Consider the following 18060-nt stretch of genomic DNA (forward strand, 5'->3'; position numbering starts at 1 on the left):
ACTAAATATTTAAAATTCATTTTTAATGACTTAAATTCTCTTTAGTGTTATGTTTATCGCTAAATGAAAGTTGTTTGTAGAATCTTTTATAATAAAAGTAATAGGTTTTGTATCTTTAAAAAGGTAAATAATAAAAACTAATTAATGGATAAGTCGATTTTAACAAAAAAACTCCAAAAGATTTTTTTAAATGGATTGTTAGTTTTAATACTAATAAGTTGTGGTAATCAAAAAAAAACTCTTTTTAATGGTGAAAATTTAGATGGATGGACAAACTATGGTACAGAAAAGTGGTATGTAAAAAATGGAGAATTAATTTGTGAAAGTGGCCCCGATGCTCAGTATGGATACCTGGGGACAGATACCTATTATAAAAATTTCATTCTTACTTTAGAATTTAAACAAGAAGCCGATGGTAATAGCGGTGTGTTTTTTAGATCTACCGTTGAAGGCACTAAAGTGAGTGGTTGGCAGGTAGAAGTCGCACCACCAGGTAAAGATAGTGGAGGTATTTATGAATCTTACGGTAGAGGGTGGCTTATAAAACCTAACCCTGAAAAAGATAAAGCGTTAAAAATGGGAGAATGGAATACAATGAAGATAAAAGTAGATGGAGATACTGTAACAACTTGGTTAAATGATACTGAAATGGTACATCTAACTGATGAAAAAATAGGAAAAGGAGAAGGAGGAATTGCCTTACAAATACACGATGGAGGCGGTATTAAAGTAAGATGGCGTAATATATATATAGAAGAACTAGAATAAAATAACCCGATGAGAAAAAACATACTAACCATATTATTTTTAACAACCTTATTTCTTTCCTGTAAAGAAAATAGAAAGGAAGAAGTTTCTAAAGAAGTTAAAAAAACAGAACCAGTATCAGAATGGATTTCTTTGTTCGATGGAACCAGTACTAAAGGCTGGAGAGCTTATAATGGTGATAGCTTACCTCCAGGCTGGATTGTCAAAAACGGAGAATTAACGTTTGATACAGAATTAGGTTTAGAACAAGATTACAAAGGCGGAAAAGATATTATTTATGGTGACGAAGAATTTGACAATTTCGAATTATATCTAGAATGGAAACTCCCTAAAGGAGGGAATAGCGGAATTTTTTATCATGTAAAAGAAGGATATGATGCACCTTATGTGGCATCACCAGAATATCAACTAATAGATGATATAAACTATGCGAAAATTCATGATCTTACAGCATATAATAAAAGCTTAGGTTATACCGAGAAGCCAGAAGAGCTAAAACCATTACAAAAAACAGGATCAGACTATGCCATGCATCCTGCAAGTGAGGATAAAGTTCTAAATCCTGTTGGTGAATGGAATAGTTCTAAAATAGTATTTACACCAGAAAAAGTGGAACATTGGCTTAATGGAAAAAGGATAGTCTCATTCGTGCCTTGGGATGAAGCATGGTATGAAAAGAAGAATTCAGATAAATGGAAAAATAGTCCTGACTATGGAAAATTTAAAAAAGGGTATATAGGATTACAAGATCATGCTAGCCCGATTTGGTTTAGAAATATTAAAATAAGAAAACTATAAAGTGTCATGAATAAAAGAGAATTTCTTAAAAAATCTGCAATATTAGCTTCATCTACGGCTGTTATGCCTTCTTTAATTTTATCTTGTAAAGAGGCAAAAGATAAAATTGAATCTGATAATACCATTACACGATTAAGAACAGCTCATGTAGGCGTTGGTAATATGGGTAATGAAGATTTACGAGATATTTCTTCTCATGAGAAAGTAGATGTAGTTGCCTTGTGTGATGTTGACGCTAATTATTTAGCGGCAGCTAAGAAATTGCACCCTAATGCTAAAACATATGCAGATTATAGAGTGATGCTTAAAGAAATGGAGAATGAAATTGATGCTGTAATTGTTTCAACGCCAGATCATACACATGCACCAGCGTCATTGCTAGCAATGGATAAAGGCAAGCATGTATATTGTCAAAAACCATTAACGCACCATGTGACAGAAGCTAGAGAGATGAATCGAGTAGCGAAAGAGAAGAACTTAGTTACACAAATGGGAATTCAAGTACATTCTTTTTACGATTATAAATTAGCTACTTTATTAATTCAATCTGGTATTATTGGGAAAGTACATACAGTTAGAGCTTGGTCGCCTAAAAATTGGGGTTATGACGGACCTGCTCCCGAAGGTAATGATCCAGTGCCCGAAACACTAGATTGGAATCTTTGGTTAGGAACATCTGCTCAAAGACCTTATAAAAAAGAGGTGTATCATCCAGGAAACTGGCGTAAATTGGTAGATTATGGATGTGGAACATTGGGAGATATGGGTGTTCATATTTTTGATACACCCTATAATGCACTTAATCTAGACGTGCCGATGACAATTAAAAATGAGTGTAGAGCACCAAATGGGTTTGGCTATCCAGAAAATAATATCGTTACATATGAATTTCCCGGTACAGAATACACAGGTGAGAAACTTACTTGGATTTGGTACGATGGTCCAGGAGCACCGAGAAATCATGAAGATTTAAAATTGCCTGGTGAGCCTAATGAAAAAAGTAGTGATAATAAAGGAGAACAATCTGTAAAAGACAAAATTTCTTTAGATGCAAAAGTAGCCGATGAAGGAAAATTGCCTGAACAAGGTGCCATGTTTATAGGTGAAAAAGGACGCTTGCTATTACCTCATTTTATGCAGTTACCAAAGAAAATTGTGGATGGAGAGTATGTAGATATTTCAGAAGAAATCGTCGAAATAGAAAAGGTGCATAATATGGGCAAACCAATTCGCAATTATGCCTCTGAAGGGCCAAAACATTACCATCAGTTTGTAGATGCCTGTTTAGGTAAAGATGAGTGTACAGCTCCGTTTTCTTATGCCGCGAGACTTACTGAAACTATTTTATTAGGAGTGATTGCTGGACGTTTTCCTAACCAGACATTACACTGGGATAGTAAAGTTGCCAAGTTTTCTGAAGAAGAAGCTAATCAGTATTTAGGAGCTAAATATCGAAAATTTTAACAAGTATAGTTTTAAAACAAATAAAGCCTATCATAAAACGATAGGCTTTTTCATTGAAATACTGTAATCTAAAATATTATAATACTTTAACGTTTACTGCGTTCAATCCTTTTCTTCCTTCTGTTAAATCGAATTCTACCTTGTCACCTTCACGAACATCATCAATTAAACCAGAAACATGTACAAAATGCTCTTTCCCAGATTCGTCTTCAGTAATAAATCCAAACCCTTTTGAGTCATTAAAAAATTTTACGGTACCTGTACCCATAATAAAAAAAATAATAAATTAATAAAGTACAAAGGTAGTATATTGAAATTCAATAAAATGTAGTTTTTTTAATTTTATTTTTAAAAACTAATAGTTTCAGCTTATTTTCAGTCTATAAAATAGACTTGAAAATTTTTACCATCTTTAATTTTATAGATGCGATTTTTCGTAAAATTACGAATTTAGCATTTGCCAAAGTTTATCTTTTAATTCGATTAAACCGAATTGTGCAATAGAGGAGATAAAAATATGATCGATTTTTTTAGGAAGTTCTTTTTCTATTTCTTCTTTTAGTTCTTCATCAAGCATGTCAGATTTTGAAATAGCTAATAGCCTGTCTTTATCTAGTAGTTCTGGGTTGTGCTTCTTTAATTCGTTAAGTAAAATATCATATTCTTTAGCAATATCATCAGAATCTGCAGGCACCAAAAATAGCAAGGTTGAGTTACGTTCTATATGACGTAAGAATCGATGACCTAATCCTTTTCCTTCAGCGGCACCTTCTATGATACCAGGTATATCTGCCATTACAAAACTCTGAAAATTGCGATATTCTACAATTCCTAGATTAGGTTTAAGGGTGGTAAATGCATAATCGGCAATTTTGGGTTTTGCAGCGGTTATGACTGAAAGTAGCGTAGATTTACCAGCATTAGGAAAGCCTACTAAACCAACATCTGCCAATAATTTAAGTTCTAGTTGAAACCAACCTTCTTGACCAGGAATTCCTGGCTGCGCATAACGAGGTGTTTGATTGGTAGCTGATTTAAAGTGCCAATTACCACGACCGCCCATACCACCTTCTACCAAAATTTTTTCTTGATGGTCTTCAGTAATTTCAAAAAGCTGTTCATTGGTTTCGCCATCACGAACTATAGTACCTAATGGAACATCAATATATACATCTTGCCCATCTTTACCAGTGCTGCGCTGCTTACTACCATCACCACCGTGTTCTGCTTTGAAGTGCTTCTTGAACTTCATGTGGTAAAGTGTCCACATATTTTTATTACCGCGTACAATTATATGACCGCCACGACCACCATCACCACCATCAGGACCACCTTTTTGAATGTATTTTTCGCGATGCAAATGCACAGAGCCTTTACCTCCTTTACCAGAAGAAGCAAAAATTTTAATAAAATCTACAAAATTGCCTTCAGTCATTTATTTTGCTTTTAGCTGTTTGCTATTAGCTAAAAGCCAATAGCTCATAGCTTATAATTTATCAATTACTTCGCTTAAACGTTCAGTAATATCTGCTATGCTACCTACGCCATTTACACCATAATATTTGTTCTGAGCTTCGTAATAATGTTGTAATACGGCAGTTTTGGTATTGTATTCATTAAAACGATTTCTAATTTTGTCTTCGTCTTGATCGTCTGGCCTTCCACTTGTTTTACCACGTTCTAAAAGTCGTTTAACCAGTAAATCTTCTGGTACTTCTAAAGCAACCATACCATTAATACTTTCTCCTTTTTTTTCTAAGAAGGTATCTAATGCTTTTGCTTGATCTTCAGTACGCGGAAATCCGTCAAAAATAAATCCATTTACATCAGCATTTTTAGCTACTTCAGCTTCAAGCATATTAATGGTTACTTCGTCAGGCACTAAATCACCTTGATCCATATAAGACTTCGCTAACATACCCAATGCTGTTTTGTTTTTGATATTATATCGAAATACGTCTCCGGTAGAAATGTGTACCAAGTTGTATTTCTCTTTTAAAATATCGGCTTGAGTTCCTTTACCTGCCCCAGGAGGACCAAATAATACTATGTTTGTCATTTGTTGTGTTGTATGTTGATATATGCTTTTTAAATTCCTCCCTAAACCATTATAGTCTAAGCCATAGCCTACGATAAACCTATCTTCTATAGAAATACCAATATAATCTATTGGAAGTCCTTTGCGAAAGACATCGGGTTTAAAAAATAAAGTTGCTATTTTTAATTGTTTAAGGTTTTGATCTCTAAAGATTTCATAAATATGCTCGAGCGTAGTTCCCGTATCAATAATATCTTCGAGTATAATTACTGTTTTTCCTGCTAGATTTAATTCTTTATCAATACCAATTAATTGCTTTACTTCTTCTGTTGTTTTATCTCCTGTATATGAGGCTAATTTTACAAAGGTTACCTCGCAATCATCTTCATAAGCTCTAATAAAATCGGAAGCAAAAACAAATGAACCATTCATAATACCTATAAAAAGAGGAATTTCTCCTTCTTGAAGATCATCCTTGATCCAATAAACCATTCTTTTAATAGCTTCAGCTATTTTTTCTTCAGAAATATAAGGTTTGAAGTATTTATCTTGAATTTTTACTACACTCATATTGCAAAGTTAATCATACTAAAAAGATAAAACCGCTTTGATATGCTGAACCTCAGTTACTCAAAGCGGTTTTACATATTATTAGACTAAGTTTATTTCTTTTTTGAAACTTTAGTTATGGTATCATACATAATCGGCGATGCAATAAATAATGATGAATAGGTACCTACAATTACACCAATAATCATTGCAAACATAAATCCTTTAATAGAATCTCCACCAAAAATGAAGATTGATAATAATACGATTAATGTAGTTAATGATGTGTTGATCGTTCTTCCTAATGTAGTACTTAAGGCTTTATTTACAGTATCTGCAAAAGGCCATGTTGGGTGCTTTTGAGCGAATTCTCTAATGCGGTCAAAAATAACTACTGTATCATTTAATGAGTACCCAACTACTGTTAAGATGGCTGCAATAAATGATTGACCAATTTCCATGTCAAATGGTAAAACTTTCCAGAATAATGAGAATACAGCGAGTACAATTAATACATCATGAAATACAGCTACAACAGCACCTAAACTATATTGCCATTTTCTAAAACGTAATAAGATATATAAGAATACGATGATTAATGATCCTAAGATTGCCCAAACGGCTTTCTGCTTAATATCATCAGCTATAGTTGGACCCACCTCAAAATATTTCATGATTCCTATCTTATGATCTTCAACTTGATCTGAACCAATTTTAAAATTGTCTAGCGTAGCCCCATCAGGTAAATATGATTGTAGGCCTTTAAATAAAAGCTCTTGAATTTCATCACTCACGTTAATGTCATTGTCATCAACTTTATAGTCTGTGGTAATCTTTAACTGATTAGCACCACCATAGGTTTTTACTTCAGGAGCATCACCGAACACCTCTTTTAAAGAAGCTCTTGCCTCTTGAGCACTAATATTTTGATCAAAACGAACTGTATAGGTACGACCCCCTTTAAAATCAACACCTTGGTTGAAACCTTGTGTGAAAATAGAACCTAAGCCTATTAAAATAACAATTGCTGAAAATATATAGGCAAGTTTTCTTTTCTTTAAAAATTCTACGCTCATATTCTGGAACCAACCTTTGGTAATGCTAGTATTAAAGGTCATACCATAATCTTTGTTCGCCGCCCAATCAATTAATAATCTTGTAATAAATACAGCAGAAATTAAAGAAGTAATAATACCAATCATTAAGGTTGTTGCAAAACCTTTGATAGGTCCCGAACCAAAAATATAAAGAATAGCACCTGTTAAAAATGTAGTTACATTTGCATCGATAATCGCCGAAAGTGCACCTTTTAAACTAAACCCTTCAGCAATAGCGTCTTTTAATACTTTTCCACGTGCTAAGGCTTCTTTAATTCGTTCATAGATAATTACGTTTGCATCAACGGCCATACCAATAGTAATGATAATACCTGCAACGCCTGGTAAAGTTAATACAGCGCCAAAAGCTGTTAATACTCCAAAAATGAATAAGATATTTAATATTAAAGCAATATCAGCAAAGATACCTGCCTTACCATAGTAAAAGATCATCCATATCAATACTAAACTCAAGGCAATTAAAAAGGCAACTACACTATTATCGATAGATTCTTGCCCTAAGGATGCTCCAACCACCGAAGATTCAATAATTCTTGCCGCTGCTGGTAGTTTACCCGATTTTAAAGCATTTGCTAAATCTTGTGCTTCTTCTATACTAAATTGACCAGAGATAGATGTTCTTCCACCTGAAATAGGTTCATTTACATTAGGTGCAGAGTAAACATAATCATCTAATACAACAGCAACAAATTTACCTACATTTGCTTCTGTCATTTTAGCCCATTGTTTTGAACCTTTACTGTTCATACTCATGCTGACCTCAGGATTGACACCTAATTGATCGAATACTTGACTTGCATCTGAGATTACATCACCATTAATAGGAGCTACATCTTCACGATTCGATTTAATAGCATATAGGCTAATTATTTCTGAATCTTGATTAGGTTTGGCATCCCATAAAAATTTAGCGTACGTCATTTCGGTAGGCAGTAATGCTCTTACCTCTTTCATAGCTAAATACTTATTTACTTTAGCTGTGTCTTTTACATTCGCATATGCTATTGAAGAACTTCTTTGCTGTGCGTTTTGAGGAATGTTAGGAGATAAAACTGCAAATAAAGGATTTGCTACAGCAGCATCAATAGAATCTTTAGCTGTATCACCTAATAAGGCATCTAATTCTTCATCTTTAGAAATGGTAGTGTCTTGTTTTACTTCAGTAGGGGTTTCATCTTTCAATAATTCTGCAAGTTTTGTATTTGCTTGAATAAAGAAATTAGCGGTTTCCCCATTTTCATATACTTCCCAGAATTGTAACTCTGCTGTACTTTGTAATAATTTTTTTACACGATCAATATCTTTAGCGCCAGGTAACTGAATAGAGATTCTACCAGACTCACCAACTTGTTGAATACTGGGTTGCGTAACTCCAAAACGATCAATTCTACTACGTAAAACCTCGAAAGCTGTACTAATAGAACCTTTTACTTCATCTTTAAGTATTGGGATCACTTCATCATCCGCCATTTTGAAGTTGATCTTATCTTTTAAAGATTTATTACCAAAAATACTTGGGTCTCCTAATTTTACAGAACCATCACTAACTTTATCAAAAGCATCTAAGAATAAGGTTAGATAATCACTATCACTATTCTTTTGAGCTTCAGTAGCATCTGCTAAGGCTTTATTGAAAACTGGGTTTTTAGAGTTGTTCGCTAGTCCCATTAAAATATCTCTCACAGATACTTCTAAGGTTGCATCGATACCCCCTTTTAGGTCAAGACCTAAGTTAATGGCGCGATCTCTTATTTCTTTTCCGGTATATTTTGTGTATCCATAATTTGCGATAGGCAAATTTGCGATAGAATCTAAATAAACCTGCTCTTTCTGCGCATTACCATCGGCATATGCTTTCGCATCATCTTCAAGTCTATTATTTACCCATGTAAATGATAAATAGTATAAACATATCAATCCAAAAATGATAGCCAATACTTTTATAAGTCCTTTATTCTGCATTATCTTTTCTGTTTAAAAAATCTTCAATTTGTAATTAACGCGCAAATATAGTATTTCATAAAAGAATACCCAATTGTTTTATGCTTTTTTATAAGTGTATTGTTCTCATGGAATTACCTGAAAATTTGACATTTAACAACTTTGAAAATAACGTTATCAGGATTAATATTTTAGTATATTCGCTTATATAAATTTTTAGTATGTCACACCAAACTGATATTGAGATTGCACAAGGCAATCAGATGCAACATATTAAAGAAGTTGCAAAAAAAATAGCTATTGAAGAAGATGATCTTATCCTTTTCGGAAAGTATAAAGCAAAGCTTCCGTTACGATTAATTGATGAAGAAAAAATCAACCAAAACAACCTCGTTTTGGTTACTGCCTTAACACCAACACCTGCAGGGGAAGGAAAAACAACCGTTTCTATAGGATTAAATGAAGGACTAAATAAAATAGGAAAACAAGCTACTGTTGTTTTACGTGAACCGTCATTAGGACCCGTTTTTGGGATTAAAGGAGGTGCTGCAGGAGGAGGATACTCACAGGTAGTGCCTATGGAAGATATCAATCTACATTTTACGGGTGATTTTAATGCCGTTGAAAAAGCAAATAATTTACTATCAGCTTTAATTGATAATAATTTACAAAGCAAAACTAACAATTTAAATATTGACCCGAGAACCATTGCCTGGAAACGTGTAATTGACATGAACGACCGTGCGTTACGGCAAATTACCATTGGTTTAGGTGGTATTTCAAATGGAATACCTCGTGAAGATGGCTTCAATATTACACCAGCTTCTGAGGTAATGGCCATTTTGTGTATGGCAAAAGATATGGAAGACCTAAAAAAGCGTTTAGGCGATATTTTTGTTGGATTTACCTTTGATAAAAAAGCAATTTTTGCCCGTGATTTAAAGGCGCAAGATGCTATGGCGATTTTGCTAAAAGATGCTATTAAGCCTAATTTAGTACAAACGTTAGAGCACAATCCTGCGATTATACATGGTGGCCCATTTGCCAATATTGCGCAAGGAACAAATACTATAATTGCTACTAAAATGGGGCTTTCATTATCTAATTACGTAGTAACCGAAGCGGGTTTTGGAGCGGATCTAGGTGCAGAAAAGTTCTTAAATATCAAATCTGCTTATGCAGGATTGAATCCTAAATGTGTAGTGTTAGTTGCTACTGTTAGAGCATTGCGTCATCATGGTGGCTCACCAAAAGAAGAGTATAACACACCAAGTTTAGAACGTGTAACAAAAGGTTTTGAAAACTTAGAAAAGCATATAGAAAATGTGCGTAAATTTAATATTGAACCTGTAGTTGCTATTAACAATTTTATTAGTGATACTGATGAAGAAATCAATTTTGTAATTGAAAAATGTGCGTCTTTAGGAGTTCAAGCTGTAGTTTCTAAAGGATGGGCAGAAGGTGGTAACGGAACACAAGGTTTAGCAAAAGCTGTTGTTGATGTGGTAGAAAATAAAGCAACTATTTTTAAACCTTTATACGATTGGAAGTCTCCTGTAAAAGAAAAAATTGAAACTATTGCTAGAGAAATTTATGGTGCTGACGGTGTAGATTTTGATACTAAAGCGGAACTTAATTTACGTAGAATTGACCGATTAGGATTTAATGATTTTGCTATTTGTATGGCAAAAACACAAAAATCATTCTCTGATAATGATAAATTGGTTGGTCGTCCAACAGGATTTAGAATTACTGTACGAGAAATTGAAATTGCTGCTGGAGCACAATTTTTAATACCAATACTAGGCAAAATGATGCGTATGCCTGGTTTACCAAGCACACCAGCGTCAGAAAATATGACCATTGATAATCAAGGTGTAATCTCTGGATTGTCTTAAATTATTTTTAATTGTAAATCTATGGGAACTAAAAAAAGCGGCTTGAAAAATTATGCCTTTGAATTCCTTTCAATTTTTATTGGAATTTCATTAGCTTTTGCTTTAAATAATTGGAACGATAATAGAAAAGAGAGAGAGTCTGAGAGAAAGATTTTAATTGAAATAAAAAATGGACTTAAATTAGATTTTGAAGATGTAAAAACAAATATTCTAGGGCATAAAAAAGGAGTAGAGGCTTGTAGATATTTCAGAAAATTAATTGATAATAAAGTTGTAAATAAGGATTCTTTAGCTGCATATGATTTTATGCTATTAAGAAGTTTTATTTCTATTCAAAATAAATCAGGATATGAATCTTTAAAATCTAATGGACTTAAATTAGTTCAAAATGATTCATTGAGATTTAAAATAATAGCATTGTATGATTTTCACTACGAAATATTAGAAAAAATAGAAGAAGATTATCTAGAGATGCAATTTTATCCAAATCATTTTGAATCATTCAATACTATTTTAGCAGAAAATAGGGTATTTGATTCTAATGGTAAATTAAAAGAAATAATTCAGCCTATCAAATTATCAAAGATTAAAAAGAATAAACTTTTAAATCGCTTAATAAGCATTGAAAACAATAGAGTATTTATTTTACAACAATATTTTAGAGTAGAAAAGAAAATTCTTGAACTGATTAAAGATATAGAATCTGACCTCAAATAAAAAAATCAGCCAATAGGCTGATTTTTATAATTTTTTTGAAACTTAAATTAATCTACAGTAGCTGGTTTAGGTTGTTCCATTTTAGAATATCCTTCAGGCACTGTCATGTTAAATTTACTATCCTCTACTTTTTCACCTTTAACTTCAGTTACTTCAGATGTGATCGTCATTGGAAATCCACCCTGTACAACATTCATTGTCATGTGCATTGGGAATCCTTTTATTTTATCTCCTAAATCCGCAGTATTTTGAGTAGGGGCTACAATCTTTTCAGTAGTATAGATAGTCATTTTTGTATCTACACCATCTTTTTTACCAGAAACAGTATATCCTTTACATACATAACCCGCAACAGTTTTAGTATCTCCTGTTTCTGTAATGGTTAATTTATCTAATTCTTCATCTGAAACATTTATTTCACGCTCTAAATATTTTTTACCCATCATTGGGTTGTCCATAAGAACTAAAATCTTTTTAGCATCTTTATCTACAACCGTAGTAGTGTTACCGGCCATAGGGTTTTTCATTTCAGATCTAGATTTACCAGCTTTAAAATACGTATTCATGGTAAGATCACCCATCATTGCTAGCGAAGCATTTACCTGATCATTGTCACTAGACATAGTCATCTTCATAGTAACCATACCTTCTTTTACTGTGTCTTGTGCAAATGCATTCAGACTTAGCATTGCTACAAATAGTAGAATAATTTTCTTCATTATATAAGTTTATGTTTTATTATGGTGTAAAGATAACCAAAAAGTTTGCCAAAAAGTTTTGAGAAAATAAAAAACCTCTTTTATTGTTTAATGAAAGAGGTTTGATTTGATTAGAAGTAAGAAGAACTATAGTTCTAATAATCCGTTTGTTTTTTTGACACCTGTAGCCGACTCTTGTAAATGTGCTTTTTCAGCATCATCAAGCGTGATGTCAACTATTTTTTCAATTCCGTTTTTTCCTAATACCACAGGAACTCCGATACAAAGATCAGACAATCCATATTCACCGTCTAATAAAGTAGAGCATGGAAAAATCTTTTTCTGATCACAAGCAATAGCTTGCACTAAACCAGAAACTGCCGCGCCAGGTGCATACCAAGCAGAAGTACCTAACAATTTTGTAAGTGTGGCGCCACCAACCTTAGTATCTTCTTTTACTTGATTCAATCTCTCTTGTGTGATGAATTCTGAAACTGGTACTGAGTTACGTGTTGCAATACGGGTTAAAGGTACCATGCCTTTGTCTGAATGGCCACCAATCACCATACCATCTACGTCAGATATAGGAGCGTCTAAAGCTTCTGCTAAGCGATATTTAAAACGAGCAGAATCTAGGGCACCACCCATACCAATAATTCTATTTTTTGGTAATCCTGTTGTTTTATGTACTAGGTAGGTCATCGTATCCATAGGATTCGATACCACAATAATAATAGTGTTTGGTGAATGCTCAATTAAACTTGAGGAAACCGATTTTACAATACCTGCATTAATACCGATTAATTCTTCACGCGTCATACCAGGCTTACGCGGAATTCCTGAAGTTATCACACAAATATCTGAATTAGCAGTTTTTGAATAATCACTTGTTGTACCTACTATCTTCGTGTCAAATCCGTTAAGAGAAGCTGTTTGCATTAAATCCATGGCTTTCCCTTCAGCATATCCTTCTTTTATATCTAATAAGACAACTTCTGAAGCAAAATCTTTGATTGCTATATATTCTGCACAACTCGCCCCAACGGCACCTGCACCTACTACTGTTACTTTCATTTATTACTTTTTTATTTTATAAAATTTAATCTTTATATATCTATATTAGCATATACGGCATTATTTTCAATAAATTCTCTTCTTGGTGGCACATCATCTCCCATTAGCATAGAGAAAACTCTATCTGCCTCAACACCATTATCTATAGTTACGAGGCGCATGGTTCTATATTCAGGATTCATAGTTGTATCCCATAGCTGTTCAGCATTCATTTCACCGAGACCCTTATAACGTTGAATAGGAGCACTACCGCCAAATTTTTCTACAATTGCATCACGCTCCTCATCATTCCAAGCATATTCTTTTTTAGCACCTTTTTTTACTAAATAGAGTGGAGGTGCTGCAATATATACATAACCTTCTTCTATTAACTCTCTCATATATCTAAAGAAGAATGTTAAAATCAATGTAGCAATGTGACTACCATCTACATCGGCATCACACATAATGACAATTTTATGATAGCGTAACTTTTCGAGATTTAAAGCTTTACTATCTTCTTCGGTACCAATGGTAACACCTAAAGCTGTAAACATATTTTTGATCTCTTCATTCTCAAAAACTTTATGTTGCATTGCTTTTTCAACATTTAGAATTTTACCACGTAAAGGTAAAATAGCTTGGAAATTACGATCACGGCCTTGTTTTGCTGTACCACCTGCTGAGTCACCCTCAACTAAAAAGATTTCACATTTTTCTGGCTCACTCCAAGCGCAATCTGATAATTTACCAGGTAAGCCGCCACCGCTCATCACAGTCTTACGCTGTACCATTTCACGTGCTTTACGTGCAGCATGACGTGCCTGTGCAGCTAAAATTACTTTTTGAACAATAGTTTTAGCATCATTAGGATTTTCTTCTAAATAATTAGTCAGCATCTCAGAAACGGCTTGACTTACCGCGGAAGTTACCTCTCTGTTTCCTAATTTGGTTTTGGTTTGCCCTTCAAATTGAGGTTCAGCTACTTTTACAGAAATAATAGCTGTTAGCCCTTCACGAAAATCGTCACCAGCAATATCAAACTTTAATTTGTCTAGCATTCCTGAAGACTCAGCATATTTTTTTAAGGTACCTGTTAATCCTCTTCTAAAACCAGATAAATGTGTTCCTCCTTCATGTGTATTAATATTATTTACGTATGAGTGCAGGTTTTCAGTATATGACGTATTATATACCATAGCAACTTCTACAGGAACGCCATTTTTCTCACCTTCCATAGAAATCACATCAGATGTTAATTGCTCTCGTGTGGCATCAAGATAGCGAACAAATTCTTTAAGCCCTTCGGTACTATGAAAATCTTCTCTAATAAAGTTACCTTCATCGTCTTTTTCACGTTTATCAGTAATAGAAATTTTTATTCCTTTATTTAAAAAGGAGAGCTCCCGCATACGGGTTGATAGGGTTTCGTAACTAAAATCTATTTCTGCCTGAAAAATGGTGTCATCAGGTGAAAAAGTAACTGTTGTTCCATTTTCGTTAGAATCACCAACAGTTTTTACAGGGTATAATGTTTTTCCCTTTTCATATTCTTGCTCCCAAATTTTACCATCACGATAAACAGTAGCCTTTAAATGATTTGATAGTGCATTAACTACAGATACACCAACACCATGTAAACCACCTGAAACTTTATAAGAATCTTTATCAAATTTACCACCAGCGCCAATCTTGGTCATTACCACTTGTAAGGCAGAAACACCTTCTTTTTTGTGCATACCCACAGGGATACCACGACCGTTATCTTTTACAGTAATTGAATTGTCTTCGTTAATCCAAACATCTATAGTATCACAATGACCCGCCATGGCCTCATCTATAGAGTTATCTACCACTTCATAAACCAAATGATGAAGTCCTCTAATTCCTACATCACCTATATACATTGATGGACGCATTCTTACATGCTCCATGCCTTCTAATGCCTGAATACTATCGGCAGAATAATTCGCTTTTTTAGCCTCTTCGCTCATATTTTTCTTCTCTCTTTTTTACGTAATTTCAAAAACATACAAATATAAGAAAACACGCCCGTTTGAGCATGTTTTTTGAGTTTCATAATAAGGGAAGTTATTAACAATAATTAATAAAAATGAAGATAAAAGTTAGTGTTATGTATATAAAAAAGAATTAGCCCAGAAGTTTAAGGAAAACTCGGGCTAATTCTCAGACCTACTATGAGCATTTAATAGATTTAAATATGCATGGTACTACCCCTAATATTATGCTTTCATTTCTATATCTTTTTGCTCTAGTACTTTACCAGCTTCATCAAGTTTTACTTTTATCCATTTACCGTCTTTGTCAACTAGTTTTGCATAAAATTTAACAGCCTTATCTTTTTTAAATTTATACGCTTTTTTAATTTCATAGCCAGCATATGTTTCACTTAATGTTTTTTGTATAGCTTCAGGTAAATCTGCCACCGCTACTTCTGTTTTCTCTTGTTTTTGCTGAACCTTCTCAACTACTTCTTCTTTTGCTTCTTGAGCAAAGCTTAGAGTTGTTGCTAAAAGAAAAAAGCTTAACGCAAATAATACACTTAATTTTTTCATGATGAATCGTTTTTAAAAATTAATATTTAGTTTTTGTTTGTTGTTTCAAATGTAGTACTTGAATCTAAAGAAAATCTGAACGAAGTGTAAACGATTCTAATATTTATACAACAAAAAACTCGCTGGGAAGCGAGTTTTTTAGAATAATAATAACAATACTGTTATTAACAAAATTTAGAGTAATATTTTAGTTTCTGTTGTTTCAATTTTTTAAAAGAAATAGTCTAAAATACAATGAAGTTATCTTAGACTATTTCACCCTACAAGCCATTAACCGAATTAGCTTTTTATCTGATTGATTGTTTTTTAATTTTTCCCCTTATGCCATTAATTGAAAAATAAAAAAAGTGAATAAAGAATTCAATCAGTATTTAGCTTATCAATTATTATGACACAAACATACAGTAAGAATCTAAAGAAAATCTAAAGATTTAAAAGCGTATCATAATTTGATGTTGACTTTCTAAATAGGTGTAGTCAATTTTCCAATGATTGATATCACATATTTTTTTTACAATAGCCAAACCTAACCCAGAAGAATCAGAAGAATTACTGTCTTTTTTAAAACGGTTAAATAGACTGTTTGGCTCTATGTTCGGTTCTTCGCCACTATTAGAAATGAATAAATATTCTGGTTTTAGTTCGCAGTAAATGTTACCATTATCTATGTTGTGTTTGATAGCATTAGAAAGTAAATTTCGAATTAACATATCTATTACTATACTATTCGTTATTAATAAAGTATTTGGTTCTAATTTTGTCTTTACAGTAAGTTTTTTTTGCAAAATAAAATCTTCATAAACGTCAATTTTATTCGCTATAAATTCGGTTAGATTTATTTCTTCTTTGTTATCAAATTGTCTGTTCTCAACCTTGGCAAGTGTTAGTAATGTCTTATTTAATTTAGAAAGTCGTTTTCCTGCTTGATAGATTGATTGTAATTGCTCACTTTCTTCTTTGTTTAAATTTTCTGACTGTAGTAATAGTTCAACCTTCGATTGCATGATTGCAAGCGGAGTTTGCATTTCGTGTGAAGCATTTTCTGTAAATTCCTTTAGACTGCCAAAATCAGAACTTAATTTTTCTGTTAAACTTTCTATAGACTCATTAAGGTCTTTGAATTCATCAATATCAGACTTCTGCAATTCAATAGGTTTTTGATCTTGAATTGAAAAGTCTTTAAGAGTTTTTAAATTTTCACGAAACGGACTCCAAATTCTTTGGGCAATTCGCGTATTTAAATATGATAAACCAGTAAGTAGCAACAAACTAATTAATACTGTTGCTATGGTGATTATTGTAATAAAATCTTGATTTCTAACTAATGAATTTCTTGTTACAATTTTATAACGTTTTCCTTGTAATGTTTCATAAGCTGTTAACTGACGATATTTTTCATATTCGTCAGCTCCTGCTACATCTATTCCATGAAAAATAAGTGTATCCTTATATATAATAGTATCTTTAGGATATAATTTATTTTCAGCGCTTGTTAATTCTTCGGGCTCATCAAAAATTGTTAGAGGAGAATCATATTTAATTACTTTGGCAATCACTTCTTTATTATAAAGTAATTTTTCATCTAAACGTCGGTTCATTACTGTTGTTAAAGTAATAAGCAATAAAATACCTCCGACAAGAAAAATAATTATCGATAATAGTAAATAATCTCTACCCGTTTTTTGAATTAACTTCATTTAGATGAAAAATAGAAAGCTAAGTTATTCAGAAAATTTATAACCTAAACCATACATCGTTTGCACATAATCTTTTGAGCCGTATTTTTTCATTTTTTTTCGAAGATTGCCCAAATGCGTATAAATAAAATCAAAACTATCTGCCATTTCAATTTCGTCACCCCATAAATGTTCGGCAATCGATTCTTTCGTAACAACCTTGTTTTTATTTGAAATGAAGTACAGTAACAGGTTGTATTCTTTTTTTGTTAATGTAATAGGTTTTTTATCAATAGTAACGGTTTTTGAAGCAGGATCTATTTGAATTTCATTAAAAGTTATAAGATCACTTCCTCCGAAATTTCTACGACGTATTAAAGAATTAATCCTAGAATTTAATTCTGCAAGATGAAAAGGTTTTGTTATATAGTCATCAGCACCTAGATCTAATCCTTTTAACTTATCATCTAAAGAATCTCTAGCAGAAACTATCAAAACACCTATTTTAGAATCTTTTTCTTTGATTAGTTTTAATAGATCAATACCACTACCGTCTGGTAAATTAATATCGAGTACAACTACGTCGTAATTAAAACTAATGAGTTTATCTTCGGCATCGAAAAATGTAGAAGCTTCTTCACAAATATAGTCTTCGTTTTTGAGGTAACTTGAAACTGAATCTAGTAATTCAACTTCATCTTCAACAATTAATATTTTCATCTAGGCGTTTTTATTTAAATGAAAATGACTTGTTTTTTAGGGAGTC

The 18060-nt window shown here is 32.8% G+C and carries 15 protein-coding genes; 5 read left to right on the plus strand and 10 right to left on the minus strand.

The features are described from left to right. The first annotated feature begins 144 nt into the window (after window positions 1-144). The 3 genes from AC1EUY_RS04525 to AC1EUY_RS04535 are packed head-to-tail and all read left to right on the plus strand — an operon-like array spanning window position 145 to window position 3030. Window positions 145-768, plus strand: a complete 624-nt coding sequence (locus AC1EUY_RS04525) for a 3-keto-disaccharide hydrolase (RefSeq protein ID WP_480194317.1) — start codon at window positions 145-147, stop codon at window positions 766-768. 9 nt (window positions 769-777) lie between these two features. Next, the gene (locus AC1EUY_RS04530) at window positions 778-1566 is read left to right on the plus strand and encodes a 3-keto-disaccharide hydrolase (protein WP_480194318.1); all 789 of its coding nucleotides are present in this window, start codon (window positions 778-780) and stop codon (window positions 1564-1566) included. 6 nt (window positions 1567-1572) lie between these two features. Next, window positions 1573-3030: a Gfo/Idh/MocA family protein gene (locus AC1EUY_RS04535; RefSeq protein ID WP_480194319.1), complete on the plus strand. Its 1458-nt coding sequence runs from the start codon at window positions 1573-1575 to the stop codon at window positions 3028-3030. 76 nt (window positions 3031-3106) lie between these two features. Here the strand turns inward: AC1EUY_RS04535 and AC1EUY_RS04540 are convergent, their stop codons facing one another. From AC1EUY_RS04540 to secDF, 4 genes are all read right to left on the minus strand, one after another. Then, entirely contained in the window at window positions 3107-3298 is a 192-nt protein-coding gene (locus AC1EUY_RS04540; protein WP_480194320.1) for a cold-shock protein, read from the minus strand. 174 nt (window positions 3299-3472) lie between these two features. Beyond that, on the minus strand, window positions 3473-4465 hold the full coding sequence (gene obgE, locus AC1EUY_RS04545) for a GTPase ObgE (RefSeq protein ID WP_480194321.1): 993 nt from the start codon (window positions 4463-4465) through the stop codon (window positions 3473-3475). A gap of 51 nt (window positions 4466-4516) precedes the next feature. Further along, window positions 4517-5638 (minus strand): adenylate kinase, encoded by a 1122-nt coding sequence (locus AC1EUY_RS04550; protein ID WP_480194322.1) that lies wholly within the window; start codon window positions 5636-5638, stop codon window positions 4517-4519. Window positions 5639-5730: 92 nt separating this feature from the next. Further along, a complete protein-coding gene (gene secDF, locus AC1EUY_RS04555) occupies window positions 5731-8697 on the minus strand; it encodes a protein translocase subunit SecDF (RefSeq protein WP_480194323.1) in 2967 nt (988 codons plus the stop codon). A 200-nt stretch (window positions 8698-8897) separates the two neighbouring features. Between secDF and AC1EUY_RS04560 the strand changes: the two genes are divergently transcribed. Next, on the plus strand, window positions 8898-10574 hold the full coding sequence (locus tag AC1EUY_RS04560) for a formate--tetrahydrofolate ligase (RefSeq protein ID WP_480194324.1): 1677 nt from the start codon (window positions 8898-8900) through the stop codon (window positions 10572-10574). Window positions 10575-10595: 21 nt separating this feature from the next. Beyond that, complete coding sequence (locus AC1EUY_RS04565; protein WP_480194325.1) at window positions 10596-11291, plus strand: hypothetical protein; 696 nt, start codon at window positions 10596-10598, stop codon at window positions 11289-11291. A gap of 47 nt (window positions 11292-11338) precedes the next feature. On the opposite strand, the gene AC1EUY_RS04570 is transcribed toward AC1EUY_RS04565, so the two are convergent. The 6 genes from AC1EUY_RS04570 to AC1EUY_RS04595 all read right to left on the minus strand — a co-directional run bounded on the left by AC1EUY_RS04570 (window position 11339) and on the right by AC1EUY_RS04595 (window position 18014). Beyond that, entirely contained in the window at window positions 11339-12010 is a 672-nt protein-coding gene (locus AC1EUY_RS04570) for a DUF4412 domain-containing protein (RefSeq protein WP_480194326.1), read from the minus strand. A gap of 126 nt (window positions 12011-12136) precedes the next feature. Then, entirely contained in the window at window positions 12137-13063 is a 927-nt protein-coding gene (gene mdh, locus AC1EUY_RS04575) for a malate dehydrogenase (protein ID WP_480194327.1), read from the minus strand. Between the two features lie 32 nt (window positions 13064-13095). Continuing rightward, window positions 13096-15036, minus strand: coding sequence for a DNA topoisomerase (ATP-hydrolyzing) subunit B (gyrB, locus tag AC1EUY_RS04580; protein ID WP_480194328.1), 1941 nt, complete (start codon window positions 15034-15036; stop codon window positions 13096-13098). A gap of 249 nt (window positions 15037-15285) precedes the next feature. Further along, window positions 15286-15618: a hypothetical protein gene (locus AC1EUY_RS04585; RefSeq protein ID WP_480194329.1), complete on the minus strand. Its 333-nt coding sequence runs from the start codon at window positions 15616-15618 to the stop codon at window positions 15286-15288. A gap of 431 nt (window positions 15619-16049) precedes the next feature. Next, window positions 16050-17315, minus strand: coding sequence for a sensor histidine kinase (locus tag AC1EUY_RS04590; protein WP_480194330.1), 1266 nt, complete (start codon window positions 17313-17315; stop codon window positions 16050-16052). A gap of 24 nt (window positions 17316-17339) precedes the next feature. Then, window positions 17340-18014: a response regulator transcription factor gene (locus AC1EUY_RS04595; protein WP_480194331.1), complete on the minus strand. Its 675-nt coding sequence runs from the start codon at window positions 18012-18014 to the stop codon at window positions 17340-17342. Window positions 18015-18060: the final 46 nt, after the last annotated feature.

This window comes from Maritimimonas sp. 2210JD6-3, assembly GCF_056591795.1.

Coding starts and splice junctions, on each gene's coding strand:
- AC1EUY_RS04525 (WP_480194317.1), top strand. CDS start 145: ATGGATAAGTCGATTTTAACAAAAAAACTCCAAAAGATTTTTTTAAAT.
- AC1EUY_RS04530 (WP_480194318.1), top strand. CDS start 778: ATGAGAAAAAACATACTAACCATATTATTTTTAACAACCTTATTTCTT.
- AC1EUY_RS04535 (WP_480194319.1), top strand. CDS start 1,573: ATGAATAAAAGAGAATTTCTTAAAAAATCTGCAATATTAGCTTCATCT.
- AC1EUY_RS04540 (WP_480194320.1), bottom strand. CDS start 3,298: ATGGGTACAGGTACCGTAAAATTTTTTAATGACTCAAAAGGGTTTGGA.
- obgE (WP_480194321.1), bottom strand. CDS start 4,465: ATGACTGAAGGCAATTTTGTAGATTTTATTAAAATTTTTGCTTCTTCT.
- AC1EUY_RS04550 (WP_480194322.1), bottom strand. CDS start 5,638: ATGAGTGTAGTAAAAATTCAAGATAAATACTTCAAACCTTATATTTCT.
- secDF (WP_480194323.1), bottom strand. CDS start 8,697: ATGCAGAATAAAGGACTTATAAAAGTATTGGCTATCATTTTTGGATTG.
- AC1EUY_RS04560 (WP_480194324.1), top strand. CDS start 8,898: ATGTCACACCAAACTGATATTGAGATTGCACAAGGCAATCAGATGCAA.
- AC1EUY_RS04565 (WP_480194325.1), top strand. CDS start 10,596: ATGGGAACTAAAAAAAGCGGCTTGAAAAATTATGCCTTTGAATTCCTT.
- AC1EUY_RS04570 (WP_480194326.1), bottom strand. CDS start 12,010: ATGAAGAAAATTATTCTACTATTTGTAGCAATGCTAAGTCTGAATGCA.
- mdh (WP_480194327.1), bottom strand. CDS start 13,063: ATGAAAGTAACAGTAGTAGGTGCAGGTGCCGTTGGGGCGAGTTGTGCA.
- gyrB (WP_480194328.1), bottom strand. CDS start 15,036: ATGAGCGAAGAGGCTAAAAAAGCGAATTATTCTGCCGATAGTATTCAG.
- AC1EUY_RS04585 (WP_480194329.1), bottom strand. CDS start 15,618: ATGAAAAAATTAAGTGTATTATTTGCGTTAAGCTTTTTTCTTTTAGCA.
- AC1EUY_RS04590 (WP_480194330.1), bottom strand. CDS start 17,315: ATGAAGTTAATTCAAAAAACGGGTAGAGATTATTTACTATTATCGATA.
- AC1EUY_RS04595 (WP_480194331.1), bottom strand. CDS start 18,014: ATGAAAATATTAATTGTTGAAGATGAAGTTGAATTACTAGATTCAGTT.